25 protein-coding genes, 1 other RNA gene, 1 pseudogene and 1 riboswitch are annotated in these 24,972 nt (G+C 40.9%); of the genes and pseudogenes, 23 read left to right on the top strand and 4 right to left on the bottom strand.

The window, feature by feature from the left end; genetic code table 11:
- The first annotated feature begins 155 nt into the window (after nt 1-155).
- The 12 genes from MHI46_RS10185 (at nt 156) to pbuX (ending at nt 13,110) form a co-directional block, all read left to right on the top strand.
- Entirely contained in the window at nt 156-2,402 is a 2,247-nt protein-coding gene (locus MHI46_RS10185) for a DEAD/DEAH box helicase (RefSeq protein ID WP_039179453.1), read from the top strand.
- 24 nt (nt 2,403-2,426) lie between these two features.
- A complete protein-coding gene (locus tag MHI46_RS10180; RefSeq protein WP_039179451.1) occupies nt 2,427-3,674 on the top strand; it encodes a ribonuclease H-like domain-containing protein in 1,248 nt (415 codons plus the stop codon).
- 316 nt (nt 3,675-3,990) lie between these two features.
- Nucleotides 3,991-4,230, top strand: coding sequence for a CotD family spore coat protein (locus MHI46_RS10175; RefSeq protein WP_073206049.1), 240 nt, complete (start codon nt 3,991-3,993; stop codon nt 4,228-4,230).
- A gap of 48 nt (nt 4,231-4,278) precedes the next feature.
- Entirely contained in the window at nt 4,279-4,821 is a 543-nt protein-coding gene (locus MHI46_RS10170) for a DUF1273 domain-containing protein (RefSeq protein WP_029706022.1), read from the top strand.
- 75 nt (nt 4,822-4,896) lie between these two features.
- Nucleotides 4,897-5,202 carry a cell division regulator GpsB gene (gene gpsB / locus MHI46_RS10165; protein WP_012010336.1) on the top strand — a complete coding sequence of 102 codons (306 nt, stop codon included), beginning with the start codon at nt 4,897-4,899 and terminating at the stop codon, nt 5,200-5,202.
- 60 nt (nt 5,203-5,262) lie between these two features.
- Nucleotides 5,263-5,649: RNase P RNA component class B (rnpB, locus tag MHI46_RS10160), an RNA gene on the top strand.
- A 108-nt stretch (nt 5,650-5,757) separates the two neighbouring features.
- A complete protein-coding gene (locus MHI46_RS10155; RefSeq protein ID WP_342502814.1) occupies nt 5,758-6,912 on the top strand; it encodes a class I SAM-dependent RNA methyltransferase in 1,155 nt (384 codons plus the stop codon).
- Nucleotides 6,913-7,017: 105 nt separating this feature from the next.
- Nucleotides 7,018-7,215, top strand: coding sequence for a hypothetical protein (locus tag MHI46_RS10150; RefSeq protein WP_024422762.1), 198 nt, complete (start codon nt 7,018-7,020; stop codon nt 7,213-7,215).
- Between the two features lie 75 nt (nt 7,216-7,290).
- Nucleotides 7,291-9,228 carry an ATP-dependent DNA helicase gene (locus MHI46_RS10145; RefSeq protein WP_341083942.1) on the top strand — a complete coding sequence of 646 codons (1,938 nt, stop codon included), beginning with the start codon at nt 7,291-7,293 and terminating at the stop codon, nt 9,226-9,228.
- Between the two features lie 123 nt (nt 9,229-9,351).
- Entirely contained in the window at nt 9,352-10,857 is a 1,506-nt protein-coding gene (locus MHI46_RS10140) for a carboxypeptidase M32 (protein WP_039179434.1), read from the top strand.
- A gap of 136 nt (nt 10,858-10,993) precedes the next feature.
- A riboswitch (purine riboswitch) is annotated at nt 10,994-11,093 on the top strand.
- 116 nt (nt 11,094-11,209) lie between these two features.
- Nucleotides 11,210-11,794 carry a xanthine phosphoribosyltransferase gene (gene xpt / locus MHI46_RS10135; RefSeq protein WP_024422759.1) on the top strand — a complete coding sequence of 195 codons (585 nt, stop codon included), beginning with the start codon at nt 11,210-11,212 and terminating at the stop codon, nt 11,792-11,794.
- Nucleotides 11,791-13,110: a xanthine permease PbuX gene (gene pbuX, locus MHI46_RS10130; RefSeq protein ID WP_059377752.1), complete on the top strand. Its 1,320-nt coding sequence runs from the start codon at nt 11,791-11,793 to the stop codon at nt 13,108-13,110. Before xpt ends, pbuX begins: the two co-directional genes overlap by 4 nt.
- A gap of 180 nt (nt 13,111-13,290) precedes the next feature.
- Here the strand turns inward: pbuX and MHI46_RS10125 are convergent, their stop codons facing one another.
- Nucleotides 13,291-14,145 (bottom strand): polysaccharide deacetylase family protein, encoded by an 855-nt coding sequence (locus MHI46_RS10125; RefSeq protein WP_342502813.1) that lies wholly within the window; start codon nt 14,143-14,145, stop codon nt 13,291-13,293.
- 295 nt (nt 14,146-14,440) lie between these two features.
- On the opposite strand from MHI46_RS10125, the gene MHI46_RS10120 reads away from it, so the two are divergent.
- From MHI46_RS10120 to MHI46_RS10085, 8 genes and pseudogenes are all read left to right on the top strand, one after another.
- Complete coding sequence (locus MHI46_RS10120) at nt 14,441-14,602, top strand: hypothetical protein (protein ID WP_186366067.1); 162 nt, start codon at nt 14,441-14,443, stop codon at nt 14,600-14,602.
- Nucleotides 14,592-14,905: pseudogene (locus tag MHI46_RS10115) on the top strand (transposase); the annotation flags it as partial. The gene MHI46_RS10120 and the pseudogene MHI46_RS10115, both read left to right, overlap by 11 nt.
- A 327-nt stretch (nt 14,906-15,232) precedes the next feature.
- Complete coding sequence (locus MHI46_RS10110; RefSeq protein WP_342502812.1) at nt 15,233-16,333, top strand: 3-oxoacyl-[acyl-carrier-protein] synthase III C-terminal domain-containing protein; 1,101 nt, start codon at nt 15,233-15,235, stop codon at nt 16,331-16,333.
- Nucleotides 16,330-16,839: an isoprenylcysteine carboxylmethyltransferase family protein gene (locus tag MHI46_RS10105; RefSeq protein WP_034623498.1), complete on the top strand. Its 510-nt coding sequence runs from the start codon at nt 16,330-16,332 to the stop codon at nt 16,837-16,839. The genes MHI46_RS10110 and MHI46_RS10105 overlap by 4 nt, the downstream gene beginning before the upstream one ends.
- 64 nt (nt 16,840-16,903) lie before the next feature.
- Nucleotides 16,904-17,011: a Fur-regulated basic protein FbpC gene (fbpC, locus tag MHI46_RS10100; protein WP_306299200.1), complete on the top strand. Its 108-nt coding sequence runs from the start codon at nt 16,904-16,906 to the stop codon at nt 17,009-17,011.
- A 131-nt stretch (nt 17,012-17,142) separates the two neighbouring features.
- On the top strand, nt 17,143-20,739 hold the full coding sequence (locus tag MHI46_RS10095) for a dynamin family protein (RefSeq protein WP_342502811.1): 3,597 nt from the start codon (nt 17,143-17,145) through the stop codon (nt 20,737-20,739).
- A gap of 41 nt (nt 20,740-20,780) precedes the next feature.
- Complete coding sequence (locus tag MHI46_RS10090) at nt 20,781-21,044, top strand: YpbS family protein (protein WP_126681665.1); 264 nt, start codon at nt 20,781-20,783, stop codon at nt 21,042-21,044.
- Between the two features lie 277 nt (nt 21,045-21,321).
- Nucleotides 21,322-22,209 (top strand): 5'-3' exonuclease, encoded by an 888-nt coding sequence (locus MHI46_RS10085; protein ID WP_342502810.1) that lies wholly within the window; start codon nt 21,322-21,324, stop codon nt 22,207-22,209.
- Between the two features lie 204 nt (nt 22,210-22,413).
- On the opposite strand, the gene MHI46_RS10080 is transcribed toward MHI46_RS10085, so the two are convergent.
- From MHI46_RS10080 to MHI46_RS10070, 3 genes are read right to left on the bottom strand one after another with little or no spacing between them, the layout of a single operon-like run.
- Nucleotides 22,414-22,539, bottom strand: a complete 126-nt coding sequence (locus MHI46_RS10080; RefSeq protein ID WP_003215584.1) for a hypothetical protein — start codon at nt 22,537-22,539, stop codon at nt 22,414-22,416.
- 42 nt (nt 22,540-22,581) lie between these two features.
- Complete coding sequence (locus MHI46_RS10075) at nt 22,582-22,977, bottom strand: reverse transcriptase-like protein (protein WP_039179411.1); 396 nt, start codon at nt 22,975-22,977, stop codon at nt 22,582-22,584.
- A 1-nt stretch (nt 22,978) separates the two neighbouring features.
- Nucleotides 22,979-23,668, bottom strand: a complete 690-nt coding sequence (locus tag MHI46_RS10070) for a queuosine precursor transporter (protein ID WP_041085802.1) — start codon at nt 23,666-23,668, stop codon at nt 22,979-22,981.
- Nucleotides 23,669-23,762: 94 nt separating this feature from the next.
- On the opposite strand from MHI46_RS10070, the gene MHI46_RS10065 reads away from it, so the two are divergent.
- The 3 genes from MHI46_RS10065 to MHI46_RS10055 all read left to right on the top strand — a co-directional run bounded on the left by MHI46_RS10065 (nt 23,763) and on the right by MHI46_RS10055 (nt 24,970).
- Nucleotides 23,763-24,434 (top strand): ribonuclease H family protein, encoded by a 672-nt coding sequence (locus MHI46_RS10065; RefSeq protein WP_041085800.1) that lies wholly within the window; start codon nt 23,763-23,765, stop codon nt 24,432-24,434.
- Nucleotide 24,435: 1 nt separating this feature from the next.
- Nucleotides 24,436-24,618: a zinc-finger domain-containing protein gene (locus tag MHI46_RS10060; RefSeq protein WP_024422748.1), complete on the top strand. Its 183-nt coding sequence runs from the start codon at nt 24,436-24,438 to the stop codon at nt 24,616-24,618.
- A 169-nt stretch (nt 24,619-24,787) separates the two neighbouring features.
- Nucleotides 24,788-24,970 carry a hypothetical protein gene (locus MHI46_RS10055; protein ID WP_039179402.1) on the top strand — a complete coding sequence of 61 codons (183 nt, stop codon included), beginning with the start codon at nt 24,788-24,790 and terminating at the stop codon, nt 24,968-24,970.
- Nucleotides 24,971-24,972: the final 2 nt, after the last annotated feature.

Genomic DNA, 24,972 nt, shown 5'->3' with positions numbered 1-24,972 from the left:
TCATCTTCTTCCTTGATAAAATCATTTCACTATAGAAGTGTAATAGATACTGTTACAACAGTTCAAAGTATTTGCTCATAACTCCAGCATCAAAAAATTGCCGCCTAGTCATGCAAACAAATATTCGGTACACTAGAATGAGAGGTGGACGCAATATGAAAAAGAAAACAATGAACGAACTGATAGAAGAATTAAAGAAAGACGAACAGGTAGAGCATTGGCATGAAATTGAAGCAAAGCCTGCACAGACCTCTCCCGTTCCTGAAAGAGTGGACGACAGGCTAAAAAAGGCGCTTGAAAAAAGAGGCGTGAAAGAACTGTATATTCATCAAAAAGAAGCCTTTGAACGAGTAATGGATGGTGAGCATGTAGTGACTGTTACACCAACAGCTTCAGGTAAAACGCTTTGCTACAATCTGCCTGTTCTTCAGTCGATTGCAGAAGACCAGACAAACCGCTCTCTTTATTTATTCCCAACAAAAGCGCTCGCGCAGGATCAAAAGAGTGAACTTAACGAGATCATCCACGAGATGGATGTTCCGATTCATAGTGAAACATATGACGGTGACACCTCACCAGCCATTCGGCAGCGAGTGAGACAAGCAGGACATATTGTCATCACAAACCCAGATATGCTGCATTCAGCCATTTTGCCTCATCATACGAAATGGGTCAGCTTGTTTGAGAATTTGAAGTATATTGTCATTGATGAGCTTCATACATATCGAGGTGTGTTTGGCAGTCATGTGGCCAATGTGATACGCAGGCTAAAGAGAATTTGTGCATTTTACGGAAGTGATCCGGTGTTTATTTGCACTTCAGCAACGATTGCGAATCCAAAAGAGCTGGCGCAGCAGCTCACAGGGAGCAAAGTACATCTTATTGAACGAAACGGAGCGCCTAGCGGTAAAAAGAATTTTGTGTTTTATAACCCGCCAGTGGTGAATAAACCATTAAATATTAGACAAAGCGCTGCCACTGTCGTCAACCAGTTGGCTAAAACATTTTTAAAAGAAAAAATTCAAACGATCGTTTTTGCTAGAAGCAGAGTACGAGTAGAAGTGATTTTAAGTCACATTCAAGAGCTTGTGAAAAAAGAAATCGGTCCAAAATCGATTCGCGGGTATCGCGGAGGCTATTTGCCAAAAGAGCGGCGCGTGATTGAAAAGGGATTAAGAGAAGGAGACATTTTAGGTGTCGTCAGCACGAACGCCCTAGAATTAGGGGTAGATATAGGTCAGTTAAAGGTATGCATTATGACGGGGTATCCTGGCAGTGTAGCGAGTACATGGCAGCAGGCAGGACGTGCTGGAAGGCGTCATGAGGAGGCGCTTATTATCATGGTGGCAAGCTCCTCACCCCTTGATCAATATATTGTCAGACACCCTGAATATTTCTTTAATAGACCGCCTGAAGCAGCCAGAATCAATCCTGAAAATCTCATTATTTTAGTGGATCATCTAAAATGTGCTTCCTACGAGCTGCCATTTCGGACGGATGAACAGTTTGGCGACATGGAAGTAGAAGATATTTTGCAATACTTACATGAAGAAGGAGTTCTTCATTTTAGCGGGAACCGGTATTATTGGTCAGATCAATCGTTCCCAGCACATGGCATCAGCCTGCGGTCTGCAAGCCAGGAAAATGTAGTGATTGTGGATCAATCAGATGTAGCGAATGTCCGAATTATTGGAGAGATGGATCGATTCAGTGCGATGACACTGCTGCATGATGAAGCGATTTATTTACATGAAGGGGTTCAGTATCAAGTAGAAAAGCTAGATTACGAGCATCTGAAGGCTTATGTGAAACAAGTGGATGTAGAATACTATACAGATGCTAATTTAGCTGTTCAGCTCAAGGTGCTTGAAATCGATCAGACAACAGAGAAAGAAGCGGTATCTGTTCACTACGGTGATGTCACTGTCAACGCAATGCCGACAATTTTTAAAAAAATTCGGCTCAGCACTGGTGAAAATATCGGCTCTGGTCCAATTCACTTGCCTGAAGAAGAAATTCATACGAGTGCGGCCTGGTTTGAATTACATGAAGCAGAGCGGAGATTTGAAGAGAAAACACTTGAACAGCTGCTGCTTGGCATCGCAAATGTTCTTCAGCACATTGTACCAGCCTTTGTGATGTGTGACCGCTCAGATATTCATGTTGTTTCACAAATTAAAGCGGCACATACCGGTAAACCGACAGTCTTTTTATATGACCACTACCCTGGCGGAATCGGCTTAAGCAAAGAGGTCCAAGCTCGTTTCGATGAAATAGCCGGTGCAGCCATTCAGCTGATAGAGCGTTGCCGCTGTGAGAACGGCTGTCCATCCTGCATTGGCATGGAAATGAAAGAGGTGAGCGGAAAAAGCAGCATTGTTGAATTGATGTCTGGATTTTAAGGGGAAGGAGGAAGAGAGCTACTCATGTCATTAAAAGGGAAATTAAATAGAATGAAGAAGCACTTATCGCACAACCAGCCAAACGAAAAACGGCAAAAAGCAGTGGAAGGAAAGCCCCAACCTGTGACGGCTGATAACATCCCATTTTTAAAGGAATGGGAGCAACTGGGTGCAGCTCCATATCACTTTGAGGATTCCTTTTGTCTCATTCGAGAAGTCACCTATTCATTAGATGACAAGCATGGACTCTATTCGTTTGCGGAACTGCCAAAGATCATCGAGGCTTGGAACAAAAGCGGCATCCAGCATTCACTATCTGCTAAAGGTTACAAACCGCATGAACTGTTTTTCTTTGATACAGAAACAACAGGATTATCTGGCGGGACGGGAAATATGATTTTCTTGCTTGGACATGCGCGGGTTTTTGCTGACAAAGTAGTGGTGAAACAGCACCTGCTCACAAATCCGGGAAATGAAGCGGCTCTTTATAAAAGCTTTCTCGATGAAGTGAACGTAGAATCGCTTGTTACATATAATGGAAAATCATTCGATTGGCCGCAAGTGAAAACGAGACATACTTTGTTGCGAGATCAAATCCCTGCGCTTCCAGAGTTTGGCCACTTTGATCTTCTGCATGGTTCAAGACGATTGTGGAAGCATAAATATGAACGAATGGCGCTGTCTGTGGTTGAAAAAGAAGAGCTGCACGTTCACCGGGAAGGCGACACACCAGGTTTTTTGGCACCGATGATCTATTTTCATTTTTTAAAGGAACAAAATCCGAAGCTCATCGAAGGGATTTTGACTCATAATGAATTAGACGTCCTTTCGTTAATCAGCCTCTACATCCATCTATCCAAAAAAATCCTATCTATGGATGCGGTAAAGGAGCACGATGAGAAATACGCGCTGGCTAGGTGGCATCTTGCGCATCGAGATGTACAGGAAGCTACGAAGCATTTGCGGGAATTAACAGGTGCTGATTTTGAACATGCCAATCAGGCGGCTTATGATCTCTCCTTACAATATAAACGGCTAAACGAGTGGGATGAAGCAGTTCGAATTTGGGAAACATTATTTGAATCAAGTGATGTCCATTTAGCATTAAAAGCAGGTATAGAGCTTGCGAAGTGTAAAGAGCATCGCCAAAAAGATGCAAGGTCAGCTCTTTCCATCACCGAATCTTTATTATCTTTCTCGTCGTTAAGCGAGCGAGACACGGAAGAGCTTGAGAAACGAAAAAAACGGCTATTGAGAAAAGCTGGGCAATGAAATATTATTACCCGGGAAAGCGCAAAAAATGACAACGTTCGGCTCTCGGCCGAAAATAAAAAATGTTTAGCACTTTTATTGTAGAAAGGCCGCGAATCCTGTAAAATAACGTTAGATATTGAATGAGGAGCGTATAGCATGTATAAGGGTCTTTTCTACTTGTTTTTTCTTGTGGTCATTTTGGTCGCTTTTGTGTTTTCGAACTATAAAGATATTTTTCTTGCCAACTTTTAAAATAGGTTAATGCATTAGTACATGTACACCTCTTGATTCATACATTGTTAATGTAAGAAAATAAAGGAGAGGGGAATGCTACATGTACCATCATCATCATCATTGCCATCCGAATGTTACACAGCCAATTGTTCATCCGACGAATCATTGCTGTACACACAGCGAGTCAACAACAATTGTGCCGCATATCCACCCGCAGCATGTGACAAATGTTCACCACCATAATTTCAAACATGTTCACTACTTCCCGCATACGTTTTCTCAGGTGGACCCGACAACACATCAACACTTTAATTGCGGTGGACCTTGCTGTAACAGATAAAGTGAATGGGACTTTTATAAGTCCCATTTTTTAAAAGCAGGTGAAGAAATGAAAATTATTGCTGTCACAGGGTACAAGCCGTTTGAGCTTGGGATATTCAAGCAAGACGAGCCTGCACTTCAATACATAAAAGCGGAGCTTCAAAAAAGGCTGACAGCCCTTATCGAAGAAGGTCTGGAATGGGTGCTCATATCAGGCCAGCTTGGCGCAGAAATCTGGACAGCCGAAGTGGTGTTTGAGCTTCAGGAGGAATATCCAGCGTTAAAACTTGCAGTCATTACGCCATTTTATGAACAGGAAGAGCGCTGGAATGAGCAAAACAAAGAATTGTATGAAGGAATTCTTGCACAGGCCGATTTTGTAGAAAGTGTCACGCATAGACCGTATGAAAGTCCGGCACAATTTAAACAAAAGAACCGCTTTTTTATTGAAAAAACAGATGGACTTCTCGTCTTATATGATCCCGAGCATGAGGGATCGCCGAAGTATATGATTAGAGAAGCAGAAGCCTATACCGATTACCCCATTATGTACATCACAATGGATGATCTAAGAGCGCAGGTTGAGGCGGAAGATCCGTTTTTTGATTAAAAGCAAGAGAAAATTTGACAACGTCACGTATTTCTGAAAAAATATACTATGAATTCACGATATGAGGTGAAAAAGATGCTTGCTGATAAAGTAAAGCTTTCTGCGAAAGAAATTTTAGAAAAAGAATTTAAAACAGGTGTCAGAGGGTACAAACAAGAAGAAGTCGATAAATTTTTAGATATGGTCATTAAAGACTATGAGACATTCAACCAAGAAATCGAAAAACTTCAACAAGAAAACCTCCACTTGTCAAAACAGCTTGAAGAAGCTGTTGAACAAGGGAAAAGACAGCCTGCACAGTCTAATACAACAAACTTTGATATTTTAAAAAGACTATCGAACCTTGAGAAACACGTTTTTGGCAGCAAACTTTATGATTGAGTCTTGCTGAAAAAGCTTGTGTCAGATGTCATTGTCGTTTATAATAACGCTTATTGATTAACGTTCGGGTAATCGCTGTAATGCTATTTAGGGCATTGCAGAGGAAAGTCCATGCTCGCACGGTGCTGAGATGCCCGTAGTGTTCGTGCCTGGCGAAAAAATAAGCCAGGGCAGCCTGGGAAAGGCTGACGGCAGGAAAAATGCCTACGTCCTCTTTAGGATATGGCAAAGTATCCTTGAAAGTGCCACAGTGACGAAGTCTCACTAGAAATGGTGAGAGTGGAACGCGGTAAACCCCTCGAGCGAGAAACCCAAACTTGGTAGGGGAACTTTCTCAAAGGAACCAAACGGAGAGAAGGACAGAGAATTCTGTAGATAGATGATTACCACCTGAGTACGAGGCATTTGCCGTTTGCAGTACGATGGAACAAAACATGGCTTACAGAACGTTATATCCGTTATAATAAACATGATGAAACAAAGCTCTCCTATTTCAACATATGGAGAGCTTTTATCTTGAATACATAAAAGGACGAGAAAACAGGTGATAAATTAATGAAAACCTATACACTCATCGCAACAGCTCCAATGGGGATTGAAGCAATTGTTGCAAAAGAAGTAAGAGACCTTGGCTATGAGTGCACAGTCGACAATGGAAAAGTGATTTTCAAGGGGGATGCTCTTGCGATTTGCCGTGCAAACCTTTGGCTGCGTACAGCAGACCGGATCAAGGTACAAGTTGCTGAATTTTCGGCAAAAACATTTGATGAGCTTTTTGAACGGACGAAAGCGATTGACTGGGCCGCTTTTTTACCGAGAAATAGTACGTTTCCTGTCATCGGGAAATCTGTGAAATCTCAGCTTGCCAGTGTGCCGGACTGCCAGCGCATCGTCAAAAAAGCCATCGCGCAAAAGCTGAAATCCTCCTACAACATTCAGTCTGAATGGCTTGAAGAGACGGGACCTGAATATAAAATCGAGATCGCTCTTTTAAAAGATAAAGCTGTGCTTACTCTTGATACATCTGGTGTAGGTCTTCATAAACGTGGATACCGCATGGATCAAGGCGGAGCACCTATTAAAGAAACGCTTGCAGCTGCGCTCGTCCTATTAACGAACTGGACACCTGACCGTCCGTTTGTTGATCCTTTCTGCGGATCAGGAACAATCGCCATTGAAGCAGCGATGATAGGACAAAACATTGCCCCGGGATTCAACCGGGATTTTGCGTCTGAATCATGGGAATGGATCGGCGAAGACGTATGGAACAAAGCGCGTGTAGAAGTAGAAGAAAAAGCAAACTATGACCAGCCGCTCCGCATTATTGCAAGTGATATCGACCATCGTATGGTAGACATTGCAAAAATGAATGCAGAAGAAGCAGGACTAAGTGAACTGATTGAGTTTAAACAAATGCAAGTAAAAGACTTTCAAACAAAAGACGAGTATGGTGTGATTGTCGGAAACCCTCCTTACGGTGAACGACTGAGTGATAAACCAGCAGTTGAAAAAATGTATCAAGGAATGGGTGAAGCATTTAAGAACCTAGATACCTGGTCCATTTACATCTTAACGTCACACGAAAAATTCGAAGAATGCTTCGGAAGAAAAGCGACGAAAAAGAGAAAGCTGTTTAACGGTTTTATCAAAACAGACTATTATCAATATTGGGGAAAACGCCCGCCTAGAAAGCAAACAACCGAATCGTAATAAATGGCCGCACCGAAAGAAGGTGCGGCTTTTTTGTGCTGAAAAGGTATAACTCTAAGCGAGACGGAATAAACTGAACTTGATTTTAAAAAAAGAGGTGTCTTCATGATTCATTATGATCAAATTCAGTTAATCCAAAAAGCACTCGCTTCGACTGCTCAAGAAATAGAAGGGCATGAAGGTGGACAATCTGCTCAGCTTACGGCAGCCATCGAAGATTTGGCACTGGCTCAGGCATACATAGAACGTTCTGAGCATGCATTTTTAATGAAGGAAAGCTATCAACATCGCCTGCGCTCATAAAAAAAGATTGTTTTTCCCCAGCGTAAATGGTACTATTGAATGTCTGAATGATTCAAAAGTTGGGGGTTGAAGCAGGTGACAGCATCTCGTTTGCCTTTTTCATTATCAAAAGAACACAATTTTTACGAAGAACTGGGCAACTGGATTGGTGATGTGTTTTATGACATTTTGCCAGAAAAGGGCTTTGATCTTCGAGATGAACAAATATTCATGGCTTTTCAGCTAGAAAGAGCCTTTAAAGAAAAAAGTGTGATGTTTGCCGAAGCTGGGGTAGGCACAGGCAAAACCATCGTCTATCTATTATTTGCCGTCACATATGCAAGGTATACAGGGAAGCCTGCGATTATTGCATGTGCAGACGAAACGTTAATTGAACAGCTCGTTAAACAAGAAGGTGATATCTATAAAATTGCCAATCACCTTGATATTCAAATAGATGCGAGATTAAGTAAATCGCATGATCAATATTTATGCTTAAAGAAGCTAGAGAAAACGATGCAGCGTGAAGATGATGAAAAGTGGCTCGATATTTATGAATCACTGCCTTCATTTGTTCATGAATCACACGGTATGCAAACCTTTTATCCGTATGGCGATCGAAAAGAGTATCCAGAGTTATCAAATGATGAATGGTCACGAATTGGCTATGACTCGTTTCAGGACTGCCTGACGTGCGATATGCGTCATCGCTGCGGTCTGAATTTATCAAGAGATCATTACCGAAAAGCGACAGATCTCATCATCTGTTCACATGATTTTTACATGGAGCATGTGTGGACGAAGGAATCCCGAAAACGTGAGGGACAGCTTCCGCTGCTTCCTGAGCATAGCTCCGTCGTATTTGATGAAGGACATCTTCTCGAGTTTGCCGCTCAAAAAGCGTTAACGTACCGAGTGAAGCAATCAACGCTTGAAACATTTTTGGAGCGTCTTTTGCAAAACGACATACGCGAAGAATTTGCAGAGCTTGTTGAAGATGCACTTGCAACAAACGATGAGTTCTTTTATCTCTTAAAAACACATGCCAAAGAAGTCAAAGGCTCGCACCGGCTTGAAATTGGGCGTGTCGATGAGGTGAAGCGTTCTGCAAGCGAATTGTGTGACTTGCTTGAAAAAATCGGAGAAGCGCTCGTGTTTGAATCTGAAATGTATACGATCGATCAATATGAATTATCTGTTGTGGAAGAATACATTGAACAAATGGCGTATTCTCTATCGCTTTATCAAAAAAATGCCATTAGCTGGCTGGAAAAACAGGAATTAGATACAACATTTGTTGTGATGCCGAAGACGGTTGCAGAGGTACTTGGCGAAAAAGTTTTCTCGCAAAAAAGACCATATATTTTCTCTTCCGCTACATTGTCTGAGAATCAATCCTTTGATTATTTAGCTGAAAGTCTTGGGATTAACGATTACTTATCAATGAGTGTCGCTTCGCCGTATGATTACGATGAACAAATGAAGATTTATTTCCATGGAATTCAGCAGATCGCTGAGCAAGAGGCAAAAGCACAGCAAGTGATCACTCAGCTGAAAGAAAATGGAGGACGATCTCTGATTCTCTTCCCTTCATTTGATGAACTCCATTTCTTTAGAAAACAGCTTGAAGCAGCAAATGAATCACTGCCGTTTGACGTATATTTTGAGGGAGACGAGGAAATCAGCACAATTGTTCAAAAGTTCCAAGCTGATGAGACGTCTGTGTTATGCTCTGTTCATCTGTGGGAAGGGCTTGATATTCCAGGTGAATCATTAACGAATGTGATCATCTGGGGACTTCCTTATCCGCCGCATGATCCGGTATTTGAAGCGAAACGAAATGAAGCAAAGGATGCACATGCTGAAGTTGACCTTCCGTATATGCTGCTTCGCTTACGCCAAGGGATTGGAAGACTGATCCGGACAAGCCAAGACGCAGGAAGCATTCATATATATTTTGATCGTAAGGAAGATACGGCGCTTCAAAGTAAAATTGAATCCGTCCTGCCGGTAAAGCCCATCATCACATCTTAATTAGCTGAAAACTTGTAAATGAGGAGGATACCGCTGTGTATCCTCCTTTTTCATTGACAAAAGAACATTCATTGAAGTAGCCTTGAAACGTACATACATATTATTGATTGGGGGAACAAACGCATGAGTCTTGAAGCAACTGAGAAAGCGTTTTATCAATTACTAGGGAAAATCGCCCATTATACAGAGGCGCTCCATTTACTTTATTGGGACTCTAGAACACAAGCGCCTAAAAAAAGTGCGGATTTTAGAGCGGAAACGATCGGTCAATTATCAAGTGACATTTTTAATATGAAGACTTCTGACGAAATGAGAGATCTTCTTCACGAATTAAACAAACATCGAAATGAGCTGTCAAAAGATACACAAAAGGCGCTCGAATTATCACAAAAAGAGTATGATGAAAACAGCAAAATTCCGAAAGAAGAATTTAAAGAATACTCGATTTTGCAATCAAAAGCAGAGCATGTTTGGGTAGAAGCAAGGGAGAAATCAGACTTTTCACTCTTTGCACCATACTTAAAACAGCTTATTGACTTTAACAAGCGTTTCATCCAATATTGGGGCGTGAAAAAAACGCCTTATGATGTGCTGCTCAATAACTATGAGCCAGATATGACGGTTGAACAGCTTGATCAAAAATTTGGTGCACTTCGTGACGCTATTGTTCCTCTTGTGAAAAAAATCGAAGCTTCACCAAATAAGCCGGATACTTCATTTTTATCGAAAAGCTTTCCGATTGATAAACAAAAGGAATTGAGCCTCTTTTTCTTAAAAGAATTGGGATATGACTTTGACGCAGGCCGCCTTGATACAACCGTCCATCCATTTGCAGTGACATTAAGCAGAGGTGACGTGCGTGTGACGACCCGTTATGATGAGCATGATTTTCGAATGGCGATCTTTGGCACGATTCATGAATGTGGTCATGCGATTTATGAGCAAAACATTGATGAAGCACTGAGCGGAACGCTTTTATGTGATGGCACTTCAATGGGTATCCATGAATCACAGTCTCTTTTCTTTGAGAACTTTATCGGCAGACACGAAGATTTCTGGAAAACGTATTATCAAAAGCTGCAAGAAGCATCTCCTGAGCAATTTAAAGATGTTTCTTTAGAAGACTTTGTGCATGCAGTGAATGAATCGAAGCCGACTTACATTCGAATTGAAGCCGATGAACTGACGTATCCGCTTCACATTATCATCCGCTATGAAATTGAGAAAGCGATTTTCAATGAAGAAGTAGCAGTTGAAGATCTACCTGCACTTTGGAATGAAAAATATCAAGCGTATCTTGGCATTACGCCTCCTAATGATGCACTCGGTATCTTGCAGGATGTTCACTGGTCTGATGGAAGTTTTGGCTATTTCCCTTCATATGCCCTTGGTTATATGTATGCGGCGCAATTAAAACAACAAATGATTAAAGACTTACCAAATTTTGATGAGCTAATTCAAAATGGGTCTTTTGCACCGATAAAAGAATGGCTGACGGAACATGTTCATCAGCATGGAAAACGGAAAAAGCCATCTGAAATCATTCAAGATGCAACAGGTGAAGAATTAAATGTTCAATATTTAATCGACTACTTAACGGATAAATATACGAAACTGTATTTATCATAAAAGAAGGGCACCCTTTCATGAGAAGGGTGCTTTTTTGATGCTTGAATATTCTAAAAACGAACATTTTGTTCTGATCTATTATTTAAGTTCGGTATTTTTCTAGAAAAGTGCTTTCCAAGCGTCTGAAATCTTGTTATAATTTGAACACTATAACACTCATATAATCGCGTGATGATGGCACGCAAGTTTCTACCGGACACCGATACGGTCCGACTATGAGTGAGCAAATGAAACAGCTCTTGTTTGAGCTGAAGATCCGTTGATCGTTTTCGCATTGCTTGCTCCTCATGGACAGCAATGCTTTTTTTATGCAAAAAATCGAATGTTTGCCAATATGCTAGGGGGAAAAATGATGGAATTGTTACGTCAAAAAATTGAGAACGAAGGAATCGTTCTGTCAAATCAAGTGTTAAAGGTAGATGCTTTTTTAAATCATCAAATTGATCCTGTGTTAATGCATGAGATTGGGCAAGAGTTTGCTAGATTATTTAAGCATGATGGCATTACAAAAATCATCACAATCGAATCTTCAGGCATCGCACCTGCTGTGATGGCTGGGCTTGCTCTTCAAGTCCCTGTTGTGTTTGCAAGAAAACGTCAATCACTCACATTAACGGATAACCTGTTAACAGCCAGTGTGTACTCTTTTACGAAAAAAGTAGAAAGCACGATTGCTGTCTCAAATACGCATCTGAGTGAAAACGATTGTGTGTTAATCATTGATGATTTTTTAGCAAATGGTGAAGCTGCGAAAGGACTTGCAGCGATTGCAAAGCAGGCAAAGGCGAAAGTAGCCGGATTTGGCATTGTCATTGAAAAATCATTCCAGCCTGGAAGAAATGCGCTTGTGCAAATGGGCTACCGCGTCGAGTCCCTCGCACGTATTGAATCACTTGAGGAAGGGAAAGTCACGTTTGTACGGGAGGTACAATCATGAGTACCGCTAAAAAAGTCAAAACGCTCTCGCTGGGCATTCAGCATGTACTGGCAATGTATGCAGGTGCTGTTCTTGTACCGCTCATTGTTGGAGATGCACTTGGGCTCACGCCTTCACAGCTGACTTACCTCATCTCTGCGGATATTTTCATGTGCGGGGCTGCTACATTGCTTCAAGTATGGAAAAACCGCTTCTTTGGAATAGGTCTGCCTGTTGTATTAGGCTGTACATTTACTGCGGTTTCGCCCATGATTGCGATTGGCTCTAAGTATGGAATTTCGTCTATTTATGGCAGTATTATCGCTTCTGGCTGTATTGTCATTCTTCTTTCTTTTTTCTTTGGGAAGCTTGTGAAATTTTTCCCGCCTGTTGTCACAGGCTCTGTCGTCACCATTATTGGGATCACCCTCATTCCTGTAGCGATGAACAATATGGCAGGAGGAGAAGGAAGTGCGGACTATGGTTCTTTTGAAAATCTAGGGCTCGCTTTCCTTGTACTGTTTATCATTGTACTGCTCTATCGATTCACGAAAGGGTTTATGAAGGCGATCGCCATTTTAATTGGTATTCTCCTTGGGACAGCAGTTGCTGCGTTTATGGGAAAAGTGGAAACAGCTGAGGTGGCAAACGCCCAGGTTTTCCGCATGATTGAGCCATTTTATTTTGGGATGCCGACCTTTGAATTTGCACCGATCATGACCATGACGTTAGTTGCGATTGTGTCACTAGTTGAATCAACAGGCGTTTATTTCGCACTAGGTGATTTAACAAACCGTTCATTAAAAGAAAAAGATTTGGCTAAAGGCTATCGGGCAGAGGGGATTGCTGTGTTATTAGGTGGAATCTTCAATGCTTTTCCGTACACAGCCTACTCACAAAACGTTGGGTTGATCCAGCTAACTGGAGTCAAGAAAAACCAAGTCATTGTCGTAACAGGGGCATTACTCATGTTATTTGGTCTTTTTCCTAAAATCGCTGCCTTTACGACGATTATTCCAAAATCGGTTCTTGGCGGTGCAATGGTTGCCATGTTTGGTATGGTCATTGCATACGGTATTAAAATGCTCTCGCGCGTAGATTTTGCAAAGCAGGAGAACTTGCTAATCGTTGCTTGCTCCGTGGGAATCGGCTTAGGTGTTACCGTCGTGCCGCAAATGTTTGAGCATCTGCCAGACTCGATTAAATTATTAACAAGTAACGGTATTGTGGCTGGAAGCTTTACCGCTATTTTGCTTCATATTATTTATCACATGATTCCTTTTAAAAAAGAAGCCGAGCATGACCTGGTAGAAGAACCTAAGCAATCTGTTATGTAAACACCTCTCTTGGAGAGGGATTCAGATTATGGACAAAGAGCTAAAATGACCTTTTTTTAGCTCTTTGTCTTCTTTTTAGCTTGATAAAAAACCTTTGATCCTAGGAAGGAGCGTGTGAGGGTTTGTCTACAAGCTGAAAGCCCGCATCTTTTGGATACGGGCTTTTTGTGATTAGCACTATTAATGCTGTACCGGCGGCATTGTTTCGTTAATGACTGCAAATGTATAGCCCCTTGCTTTTAGCTGTATAATCAGGCTATCTAAATAGTTTGTGGTAGAGGGTTGATCATGCATTAATATAACTTTTGGTTCCCATGGTTTATTTTTCTCAAACATTTGCAATTGATTCAATACCTCTGGAACATATTGTGAGTTTTTATATCTCCAGTCAAGGCTATCAATCGTCCAGTCCCAGTAAATAAAGCCATTTTGGTTTAAACGTACTTTTTGATGATATGTTAAATTTGGAACACTGCCATAGGGGGTTCTTACAAGACGGCTGTAGACACCTGTAACAGAGGCAAGAATACGCTGAGCTTCTCTCATTTCATTTGCGGGAGACTCGCTGTTCTGATAAAAGAGGTTTATATCATGCGTCATGCCATGAAGACCTAATTGATGTCCTTCTTGATAAAGTCTTTTCACAGTTGATTGGTGTGCTTGGATTTGCGGTCCAAGCATGAAGAACGTTGCCTTCACGTGATGTGCTTTTAATACATTTAACAGCTGATTTGATGTAGCAGAAGGACCATCATCAAATGTTAAAAAGACTGTTTTATTCGTTGCCTGTTGGTTTGGATTGGTCTTAAAATGTGTATCCAATGTTCTTGTAGACTGATTTTTTGCTTTCAGACTGATGCTTGTGTCACGGAAGTCACTGCTGGCAACATTTTTTGCTTGCCCATTTGTCGCCTGCAAATGGGGTTTAGACATATCCCAGATAAAAAAGAGAAACAGTGTAAGAAGCACTAAACCAATTACCTTTGAGAGAAGTATCATGTTGTAGGGTGTCTTTTTTTTGGAAACCTTTTTCATTACAATCACTCCAGTCAATTAAATTTTGAGCCGAACCATGTTGTAGATTCTTTCTTTTTTCACTGTTTTTCTTGGTACACATATTGATTATGTATATAGTGGAAAAAATCCTTTTTATATAGAAAATTCAAATGAATTAGAAATTTATGGTTGTTACTTTGTGTTGATCAGCAAAAAAAGGTGATCCATTCATGTTTAAATAAAATCATTCTGAATAATGATCGAAACGTTAATATTTATACGCTAAGATAGCAGCAGATGTGACCATTAATTCGAAGCGAAAGGGAGATTCCTTATGAAAGTGTTGTATAATGACGATTTCATTGAAAAAAGGGTGCTTATGTGGAAAGTGGAGACAGAGGCGATTAATCTCAAAAAACATAGAGAAAAGCTCGTACCACTACAAAATAAAGAAGATATCGGCAAATTCTCTCTTACCGTACAACGAAGGATTTAAACAATATGTGTCCGGTTCAGAGGTTTGTAAAACTAGTTCTTTTCTAGATAACTGTACACAAAGTCAAAATCATACCAAGCAAATTCATCGCATATTTGGCAAGACTAGATGAAGCAAACTACCTAAGACTCACTGAAATAAATAAAAGCAACTATGCAAAGCGGAGAGAAATAAAGAACGCGTCTTTGCGGATGCAAAAGAAAAGCATAGTATGCGTTGGGCGAAACTTCGTGTACTAAAAAAATTTCAATGCAAGCGATGCTTACTCTCGCTGCCATGAATCTTAAAAAATTAGCTAACTAGACATGGAAAACACTATGTCCAGCGTAAACCCTTTATAATGATAGTGAAAACCCCACTTTTATTTAAAGTAAAAGGGGGGGTTCTACGGTCTAAACACTTCTCTATAGAAGTGTTTTTTTGCATAAAAAAAGCAGGTTCGCTTGGCTTTGAACGAACCTGTGAAGGAGGAAAACTACATCATGTTTTCACCTATATTATCCAATATTTATCAATTGTCGTCAAGACAAAAAGTTAGACGAAGGAAAATATTTTGACTGAATTGTGACGTTTTGGCATGTATATCCTTTTTTCGATAGGGGATATTAATCGAAAAAAGAGGTGAAGCCGATGGCGTACATTCTTTCTGTTGGAACGAGTCTGCCACAACATCATGTGGATCAGAAAAAGGCGGCTGATTTTGCTAGATCCCAATTTAAACGATCGTTTAAAGATATCGACCGGCTGCTCAGAGCTTTTCAAAATGGAGAAATCGAGAGCAGACAGTTTGTGCAGCCAATTGAATGGTATCAGACGCACCACTCTTTTGAGGAGAAAAACAACCTCTATTTGGAAAAAGCATTGGCTCATGCAAAAGAAGCGGTCATACACTGTCTTCATGAGAAGGCATTCCTGAAAAAACCGATTCCGTTTGAAGAAATCGATGCATTGTTTTTTATTTCAAGCACCGGACTTTCGACACCAAGCCTTGATGCAAAACTGATGAACGTTCTCCCTTTTTCGCCTTATACGAAACGAGTGCCGATCTGGGGCTTAGGATGCGGGGGCGGAGCGGCGGGGTTGACCCGGGCTTACGAATACATAAGGGCATTTCCAGAAGCGAAGGTACTGGTTGTCGCCTGCGAACTGTGCAGTTTAACCTTTCAGCCGCAAGATCAATCAAAAAGCAATTTAATCGGTACATCTTTGTTCGGAGACGGGACAGCAGCGGTACTCTTAACTGGAGAAAAAGGTGTATCAGAATACACCCATCTAAAAACAGTCCCTAAAGTGATTGGTACACAATCTGTCACAATGAAAGAGTCTGAGGATGTGATGGGCTGGGAATTTACAAGTGACGGCTTTCAGGTCATTTTCTCCCGTGACATTCCTTCCATTATTTCCGGCTGGTTAAAAGAGCAAGTCGATCAATTTTTAGAGCAGCAAGGGTATTCTGTAGAAGAACTATCGGTTTTTCTTGCCCATCCTGGAGGGAAAAAAGTGATCGATGCCTATATTAAAAGTCTATCCTTACAAGAAGATCAGCTTTTTTCATCAAAAGAAGTACTCAGACAACACGGAAATATGTCCTCTGCCACAGTTTTGTATGTGATCAAGCATTATCTTGAACATCAATCCGCTGAAGCGGGAGATATGGGTCTATGCGGAGCGCTTGGTCCGGGATTTTCATCAGAGCTGCTGCTCATGAAATGGGAGGAGGTCATATCATGATTATTTGGCTCGTCATTGGTTTCTTCGTGTGTCAGCGTCTTATTGAAATGCTTGTGGCTAAAAGAAATGAAAAGAAAGTGAAAGCGATCGGTGCCATTGAATTTGGTGCAAGTCATTATCCTTATATGGTCGCTATGCATGCGGGCTTTTTTCTCTCACTCATGGTTGAGGTATGGGGGTTAAACAGGCCGCCGTCGCGCTATTTTCTTGTGTTGCTCGTTTTCCTGCTGGCTACACAGGTTATTCGATATTGGGCATTATGCTCTCTTGGAACGTATTGGAATACAAAGATTTTAGTTGTACCAAATGCGATGATGGTAAAAAAAGGACCTTATCGCTGGTTAAAGCATCCTAACTATGTCGTGGTGGCGATTGAGCTTATGCTGATCCCGCTTTTATTTAATGCCTATTTTACCGCTATTTTGTTCACATGTTTAAATGCATGGATGATGGCTGTGAGAATTCAAACAGAAGAGAAAGCGCTCAATCAGTATTTGTTAAATTAATATTGAAAATCATTATCAATTGTGATACACTTTCATTAATGATAAGCATTCTCAATCACGAAGGATGGACGGTGATCACATGACAATGGTTTTCTTACTCGGTACGGTCTGTGTATACAGCCTATTAATTGGCTTCGTATTAAAAGGTGTTTCTAAAAAATCTGCTTCCTGATTAGTCAATTGCGGCTGATCGGGCAGCAGATTTTTTTTATTTCCTCAGATCAGAAGAAAAATCTCTTGATTTTGTGTAAAATGGTATCACATACATAACTGACTTTTCTAAAAACAAAGGGGTTTATCGTCATGGAAGACTTGTCTATTCGAGATTCGCTCGTTCAAACTACAGGTGCTTTATATCAAAGCCTTCTCAAAAGGGATGATCATGAACGCGCAGCCAAACTTGCATCGATTATCAAAAAGGAAGCAGAAGAAGAAGTGTATATCGCATTTACCGGCCACTATTCAGCTGGAAAGTCATCACTTGTGAATCATCTGCTTCATGATCACATCCTGCCAACGAGTCCGATTCCAACAAGTGCAAACTTGGTCGTCGTGAGGAAAGGGGAGAGTGAAGTAAAGCTTCACACCTCAGATGGCCGTTTTGCAAAAATGAGCGGTTCTTATGATAAAGAAGCAGTTCAGCGTTTTTGTAAGGACGGGGAACAGATTGAAATGGTGGAAATTAGCGGGGACTATAGAGGATTGGAAGAAAAGGTGGCACTGATTGATACGCCTGGAATTGATTCAACGGATCATACCCATTTCTTATCTGCCGCGTCTATTCTACATCAAGCAGATGCTCTTTTTTATGTCGTGCACTACAACCATGTTCATTCGGAAGAAAACATTCGTTTCATTCGCTCCATTAAAGAGAAATTGCCAAATCTTTATTTCATCGTAAATCAAGTCGATCGACATGATGAGCATGAGACAGCGTTTGAAGACTACAAAAATCAAGTAGTTGATATGCTTCTTAAAGAGGGCATTGAAGAAGAACATTTATACTTTACATCTGTAACCGATGAGACGCATCCAAGAAACGAAATGATTCGTTTAATCGAGAAACTGCAAGAATTACAAACATTGCCGAAAGCATCACTTCGCGCCTATACCGAGCAGAAAATAGAGAATGTTTTAAAAGAACATATTGACTCATTAAAAGAAGAGCTGCAAGAAGAGGATCTTGATTCACTGCTTCAAGAAAAAAGAAGAGAAGTCAAGGAACTTGAAGCGAAAAGCAGCTTTATTGAAAATGGAGCAAAACAGTTAGAAGACGAAGTGTCTTTTGAAGTCGAGAATATTTTAAAAAATGCAAACCTAACCCCATTTAAAATGAGAGAGCTTGCAAGTGACTATATTGAATCGAAAGCACCTGGCTTTAAGGTAGGACTGCTGTTCGCTAAAAATAAAACTGAGCAGGAAAAAGAAAAGCGGGCGAACGATTTCTTAGCAGATGTCAAAGCAAGAATGAAAGCTGAAGTGGACTGGCATATTGCTGAGCTGCTCAAAAAAGAAGTCAAGAAACATCAGCTTGGTGAAGAGCTATTAAATCAAGTGATGGCATTTGAAACACCTGTGGAAGAATCACTGCTTGAAAACGTCATCCATCATGGTGCGACATTTTCAAATGAATACGTTTTGCAATATGCAAAAGATGCTGGTGAAGCACTGAAAAGACAGGCCAAACAGAAAGCAATACCATTGATTGAACAAATGACCGAGACGCTGAAAACCCAGCTCATGAATGAAAAGGGAAAGCAACAAGATAAGTGGGCCCAGGCAGCACAGGAGCTCCAAGCGCTCGAGCAAAGCATGGAAAAAAATGATCAAATCAGAAGAGATATTGAGCATGTATGGGATATATGGCAAAACGGAACAAATGAGCAGATCACAGATGATTGGTTTTATGTGAAAAAACATCGGATGCAGCATGACGAGCTAAATCAGAATCATACGTCCACTCATGCGGAAGAAAGCGAGAAAGAAAATCAGCAGCAGACAGAGCTTGATCAAATGCGTCAATCACAGCATATTACGACAGCGCAGTCGATTGACCAGTTTGAGCAGCTTTCTCAAATGTTAATGCCATTAAACGCGCTTCAGTCTCAAAGAAAGTCCTTTGAACAACGAACAAAGCGGCTTCAAGCGAAGGAATTTACACTCGCCTTATTCGGTGCTTTTAGTTCAGGGAAATCGTCGTTTGCCAATGCCCTAGTTGGGAGAAAGGTGCTGCCATCATCTCCTACACCAACGACGGCCACGATCAATAAGTTGACGCGGCCGACAGAAGACCATCCGCATGAAAGTGTGAAAGTGGTGTTCAAAACCGAGCAGGAAATATTAGAAGAGCTCGATCAAATTCTCGGTTTTTCTATAACAGAAGAAAAGGGAGATACGTTTCAAGCCAAACTCGAACGAACGCTGAAAAAAAGAGAGCTTGAACAGGATCACCGCATCATTGTTGAACATTTTTTAAACGCTCATGAAAAGTTCCGTGATTCCATTCAAAAACAAACGCCGCACAATGTCACCCTGCAAGAATTGAAGCCATATGTGGCAGAAGAGGCTGTTTCTTGTGTGGTGAAGGAAGTGACGGTGTATTTAAGTACACCTTTAACAGATAAAGGACTGACGATTGTTGATACACCAGGCGCCAGCAGTATGAATAAACGTCATACAGAGATTGCCTTTCAATATATGAAGGATGCTGATGCCCTTCTTTATTTAACTTACTACCAGCATTCTTTCTCAAAAGCAGACCGTTCATTTTTACGTAAACTCGGGCTTGTAAAAGATTCATTTAGCATGGATAAAATGTTTTTTATTATCAATGCAGCTGACCTCGCAAAGGATCAAACAGAGCTTGAAACTGTCTTTGACTATGTGAAAAATGAGCTCACAAAAGAAGGTATCCGGCATCCAAACCTTCATCATGTATCCAGTAAGGAAGAGATCGAAGGAAAGGGTCAGTCGCCTTATAACCAGTATGCACAGCTAAGAACACAGCTCGACTATTTTATTGAGGAAGAATTAACGAAAGATGCGATTGAGCTGCTGTATTTTGAAGCGAGTACATTATGTAGAACAGTCGACAAGCTGCATGAGACGCTGCATCAGTCAGAAGATGAAAAGCAAGCAGAAAAGAAAAAGATAGACACATCCTATGAAGTGATCGTTGATCAAATGAGCCATATTAAACGATCTAAGCTAGTGACAGAAAGTGTGAAAAAGGACTTGCACGAACAGCTTTACCACATTGTTCAGCGCTTGTCACTTTATGCAAATGATCTGTTAAAGACAGCCTTTTATCCTGGAATATCTCAAGGGGACTTCAGGCAGGAGCTGAAAAAAGCGCTTGAACAGGCGCTAAAGGATTATGAATTTGAATTTGTACAGGAGCTTAAGGCGCTTGATATTCGAATGGAATCGTTTATCACTCAATATTTCAAAGAGGAGTGGGAGAAAGGATTGCAGGCTGCATGTGCAGAAGATCCTTACTTTTCTCTCCGGCTGTCGCCTCCAGATGAGAAAAATGCAGAGCTGAAACAAATTGAAGTGGAAGCGGACCTGACGCCGTTTGAGCCGCTCTTAAAGAAGCAAAAATCAGCGAAAGCTTTCTTTGAACAGAACGGGAAGGCAGCGTTTATTGAAGCGATTCGAGATGTCCTTTTCCAATTAACGACGAAATGGGCAGATAAAGAAAAAGAAGAATTACAGAGCAGATACGATATGATGGTGAAGACCTTTACTGAAAAATATGAAACAGAAGCGCTCAAGCAGCTGAATGAACAGAAACAAACATTTATCATGAGCTTGACGACAGATGCGAAAGAGCAGGCGATGATAGAACAAGTATACAAGCAGACAAATGAATGGAAGAACCAGTTGAAAACCATTTGATTCATGATAGACTATATAAAAAAGAAAGCAGTTGATAAAAAATGACGAGCGTACACGAAGAGATTTCCGCACATTCACAAAAACAGAATGCTCATATCAAGTCGTTTCTTGCGCTTGAGCAGAAAAGAGAGCAGGCAATAGAGACTGCTGTTTTCAAGTGTGAGCAAAACGAACCATTTACAACTGACGATATCAATGCGATTACTTCAAAGATGAATGAGCTTGCACGAGGCGGTATTGTTCCGCTGCGTAAGCATGTCACGAGTGATATGGTCAGGGAGTATGTCGAAAGAAAACAGAAGTAAAGAGTAACTTTCTCTTTTTTGGTCATCTTAACAAGTGAACCGAGAAAGGGGAATGATGATGGAAAAAAAGCAGCATGCAAAAAAGCAGGATGAGCGTAACCCGAAACAAAAAGAGATGCTGTCCTACGCAGAAGCAGAATCGAAAAAAATGCAATACGGTCAAAAATAATCCAAAGGTGCCACTTCTTTTCCAAAAGAAGAGGGCGCCTTTTTTATGTCGAATTCTATGTTCTGTGATAGAATAGGAGTATTGTTTTGAAAAAGGGAGTTTATAAGAATGAATAAACACGTACTGCTTGTTGATGGCATGGCGCTTCTGTTCAGATCGTTCTATGCAACGGCTGTCCATCGCAATTTTATGATAAATGATCACGGCGTCCCGACGAATGGAGTAAATGGCTATTTGAAGCATTTATTAACCGCTGTTCAGACATTTGAGCCAACTCATATTGTGTGCTGCTGGGATATGGGAAGCCAAACATACCGAAATGAATTGTTTCAAGATTATAAAGCAAATCGAGGAGAGGCGCCTGTCGAGCTCATTCCGCAATTCGATTTAGCAAAAGAAGCGACAGAAGAACTAGGAATTGTAAACATTGGTTTAAAAGGCTTTGAGGCAGATGATTGTATCGGTACGCTGGCAGCAGTCTATCAGAATGAAGCACGTGTGACGGTTCTAACTGGCGACAGAGATTTGCTGCAGATATTGAATGAACAAGTGACTGTTGCTTTGATGCAAAAAGGGATCGGGAACTATAAACATTATACAAAAGCCTTATTTGAAGAGGAAATGGGCATCACTCCAAAGGCGCTGATCGATATGAAAGCACTTATGGGGGATTCAAGTGACAATTACCCAGGCGTCAAAGGAATCGGAGAAAAAACAGCATTAAAATTTATTCAAACATATCAAACCATTGATGGATTATTAGAAAATGTTCATGAACTAACGGCCGCACAGCAAAAGAAAATGCAAGCAGGATTAGAAGATTTGAAGCTCTCCCGTCTATTGGCAGAGATCAAATGTGATGTCCCGCTGAGCTGTCCAATTGATGAGACGAAGATGAACATCAATCAAGAACGGGCTGCTGCCATGCTGCGATACCATCAAATCAAAGGAATTGAACCGATGGTGAATCGATTAAGTAAAATAGAGATCAGCTAAGCCGATCTCTCAGCGTATAGACAAACCCTCGCATTCGTTGTCAGGTCTGCGCTCCGGTGCTCACGGATGTCAAATTCGCTCCGCTCCGGTACTCGCCCTTCCTAGGGCTGCAAAGGTTTTCTATCACGCTGAAAAGAAGACAAAGGGCTAAAATAAAAATCATTTTAGCCCTTTGTTAGAGATCAGCTAAGCTGATCTCTAAGGTCATCTTTTTGTATTACTTTTCTTCGCTCTATTTTCGAGCTGAGATAGTGGCTGCTTATCTTTTGTTTGCGCATCACCTTGTGGGGTTGTCCCATTTGTGACACGACCTTTATTCTCTTTATCCAATCAGTATCACCTCATACATTAGCATAACCGAAAAAAAGCGATTCATCCTTTAGAAAGGTGAATCGCTTTTCTAGCGAGCTGATCAGCTACTTGATTTTCCTTGCTTGGAATCCACTTAATGAAAAATAAATCAAACTGCCGTTGAAGCTCGATCATCTCTTTTATAAAAGGCTGAAAGGCTGGATTTTTAGCAAATCCTGCATTGGCCGCACGGTCAACTACCTGTGAATCTGTTCGAAATGAAACGGAACGCAGTCCTTTTTCTACGCAGATTTTCATCCCTTCAATGAGAGCGGAAAATTCTGCTTCGTGATTGCTCATTGATCCGAGAGGAATCGAAAAAGATTCAGCCTTTCCATCATATTTAATGAAAATGCCGATGCCAGAAGGACCTGGATTTCCTGCGCTAGCACCATCAATGTATATTTCAGCTGGCAATTTATTTCACCCTTTCATCAAGCGGAACCATTCTTTTCGCTGCATACGCATATGGTGTCCCAATTGCGGCGACGATAAATTTAATCACATAAGTCGTGATGAAGATTTCGATCCATACATGAAATGGATAGGTGCCAAGAAAGGCAATGGTTGTGAAGATCAGTGTATCAAGCAGCTGGCTGATCATCGTACTTCCAGCGTTGCGCACCCAGAGCGCACCATCGGAAGGAAATATCCGGCGAATAAACGAATATACATAAACATCTAACATTTGACTGATGATATAAGCAGCAAGACTGCCAAGTGCGACCCTTGGCATAAAGCCAAATATCGTTTCGAGCGATGTTTGAGAAATGTCAGATGGAGCGGGATGGAAAAGCAAAGCCTCCTGCATGACAACGGTTAGCGTTAAAAGGGTGGCAAAGCCAATCCAGACAGCTTTCCTCGCTTCATTTTGTCCATATTTTTCATTCAATACGTCCGTTGCAAAGAACACACTGCCATATAAAATGTTTCCAAGTGTTGCCGTTAAGCCAAACAATTCAACGGTTTTGACCACTTGTAAATTTGCAGCAACCGTCGCAAAGCCAATCCAGACGAAAAGGCCCATCTTGCCAAATCCTTTATAAAATAGAAGAACAATGATAAAATTAATGATCGCAAATAAGATCCAAATACCTTCATTAAACAAGTGACATGAACTTCCTTTCTCATTGTAAAATGTAACTTTTTGATTATAGCATAACGAACGTTTACCTTAAAAGCACGGGAAGGCGATGTGATCAATGAAATTAAGAGCGCACTATACAATGAAAGTGAAATCGATTGGGTCCATTGCTTTTTTCCAAGAAGATTGGATGGAGCTAAAAGAGGCCTTGCTTTTAGCAAAACATATCGATAAAAAAGAACCACAGTCACTCCTATCATTTGAAGATGAAAAAGGGGCGATGTGGTCTATTAAAGAACTTGAAAAGCTAAATGAAGAACTAAAGCTTGAACCTGATCAGCTTCAGGTCTATTTTGATGCAAGTTTTCACAAAGAAACAGGCGACTCTGGCCTTGGGGTTGTCGTCTACTATAAGCTCGGAGAAGATGCTTATCGTTTGAGAAAAAATCAGCCCTTCCAAGGAATCACCAATAATGAAGCGGAGTATGCAGCTTTATTTGAAGCAGTAAAAGCTTTGAAAGACCTTGGGGCAAGCAGAAATTCTGTCACGATTAGAGGCGATTCACTTGTTGTCATGAATCAATTAAAAGGAGAATGGCCTTGTTATGATGATATACATAACAAATGGCTCGACCGGATTGAAGCGGCTTTAAAGGAGCTGAGGCTTACGCCAACATATGAAGTCATCGATCGTAAACAAAATGCAGAAGCGGATCAGCTTGCAAGGCAGATACTTGCAGACGTCCCAATTGAAAGTAAATTGAAATTAGAAGCAGACGGAGCTGAATAATGTGGATAAAAAAACAGCAGTACAAGAATTGACGGATCTCCAAGACACGTATTGTTCAGATTGCTTGATTAAGAAGCACTTTCGAAAAGAATATGGCAAAAAATACGCCCACTCCTTTTGTATTCAGCAATGCACAGTCGGAGAGAAAATAAAAGAATACGGACAGACGCTGCTTAAAAAGTAAGCGGCTGCCCCGGTTTTCCTTACTCAAACATCCGCTCGTGAAAAAAAACGAATAGAATGTGTTAAAAAAGAACATATTCTGAAAAATGAGCCGATATAACTATAGAAAGTTTTGGTTGAGTTACTTTTTGACTAAGTGACGGATAATAGAGGAAAAGGGGAAGGCCGGCATGAATAATAAGGATTTCGAAACGGTATTACATCGAACATTTCAAGAGGTATACAGCGATCTAGAGCAGCTAGTAGATGTAGCAAAGAAGGGAAGACCTTTTCTCGAAAAAGATATTTCTGAAATTGAACAACGACTGAAGCAAAATATTTTAGCCATTGAAATTCAGCTGAAAATCAAATAAGA

It is taken from the genome of Bacillus sp. FSL K6-1000, from assembly GCF_038630785.1.
GTDB classification, from domain to species: domain Bacteria; phylum Bacillota; class Bacilli; order Bacillales; family Bacillaceae; genus Bacillus; species Bacillus safensis.
The sequence above is the reverse complement of the archived record's forward strand: the minus strand, read 5'-3'. Positions and strand labels throughout refer to the sequence as shown.

Excerpts from the sequence above, each read along its gene's own strand:
- MHI46_RS10185 (WP_039179453.1), top strand. The coding sequence starts at position 156 with ATGAAAAAGAAAACAATGAACGAACTGATAGAAGAATTAAAGAAAGAC.
- MHI46_RS10180 (WP_039179451.1), top strand. The coding sequence starts at position 2,427 with ATGTCATTAAAAGGGAAATTAAATAGAATGAAGAAGCACTTATCGCAC.
- MHI46_RS10175 (WP_073206049.1), top strand. The coding sequence starts at position 3,991 with ATGTACCATCATCATCATCATTGCCATCCGAATGTTACACAGCCAATT.
- MHI46_RS10170 (WP_029706022.1), top strand. The coding sequence starts at position 4,279 with ATGAAAATTATTGCTGTCACAGGGTACAAGCCGTTTGAGCTTGGGATA.
- gpsB (WP_012010336.1), top strand. The coding sequence starts at position 4,897 with ATGCTTGCTGATAAAGTAAAGCTTTCTGCGAAAGAAATTTTAGAAAAA.
- MHI46_RS10155 (WP_342502814.1), top strand. The coding sequence starts at position 5,758 with ATGAAAACCTATACACTCATCGCAACAGCTCCAATGGGGATTGAAGCA.
- MHI46_RS10150 (WP_024422762.1), top strand. The coding sequence starts at position 7,018 with ATGATTCATTATGATCAAATTCAGTTAATCCAAAAAGCACTCGCTTCG.
- MHI46_RS10140 (WP_039179434.1), top strand. The coding sequence starts at position 9,352 with ATGAGTCTTGAAGCAACTGAGAAAGCGTTTTATCAATTACTAGGGAAA.
- xpt (WP_024422759.1), top strand. The coding sequence starts at position 11,210 with ATGGAATTGTTACGTCAAAAAATTGAGAACGAAGGAATCGTTCTGTCA.
- pbuX (WP_059377752.1), top strand. The coding sequence starts at position 11,791 with ATGAGTACCGCTAAAAAAGTCAAAACGCTCTCGCTGGGCATTCAGCAT.
- MHI46_RS10125 (WP_342502813.1), bottom strand. The coding sequence starts at position 14,145 with ATGAAAAAGGTTTCCAAAAAAAAGACACCCTACAACATGATACTTCTC.
- MHI46_RS10120 (WP_186366067.1), top strand. The coding sequence starts at position 14,441 with ATGAAAGTGTTGTATAATGACGATTTCATTGAAAAAAGGGTGCTTATG.
- MHI46_RS10110 (WP_342502812.1), top strand. The coding sequence starts at position 15,233 with ATGGCGTACATTCTTTCTGTTGGAACGAGTCTGCCACAACATCATGTG.
- MHI46_RS10105 (WP_034623498.1), top strand. The coding sequence starts at position 16,330 with ATGATTATTTGGCTCGTCATTGGTTTCTTCGTGTGTCAGCGTCTTATT.
- fbpC (WP_306299200.1), top strand. The coding sequence starts at position 16,904 with ATGGACGGTGATCACATGACAATGGTTTTCTTACTCGGTACGGTCTGT.
- MHI46_RS10095 (WP_342502811.1), top strand. The coding sequence starts at position 17,143 with ATGGAAGACTTGTCTATTCGAGATTCGCTCGTTCAAACTACAGGTGCT.
- MHI46_RS10090 (WP_126681665.1), top strand. The coding sequence starts at position 20,781 with ATGACGAGCGTACACGAAGAGATTTCCGCACATTCACAAAAACAGAAT.
- MHI46_RS10085 (WP_342502810.1), top strand. The coding sequence starts at position 21,322 with ATGAATAAACACGTACTGCTTGTTGATGGCATGGCGCTTCTGTTCAGA.
- MHI46_RS10065 (WP_041085800.1), top strand. The coding sequence starts at position 23,763 with ATGAAATTAAGAGCGCACTATACAATGAAAGTGAAATCGATTGGGTCC.
- MHI46_RS10055 (WP_039179402.1), top strand. The coding sequence starts at position 24,788 with ATGAATAATAAGGATTTCGAAACGGTATTACATCGAACATTTCAAGAG.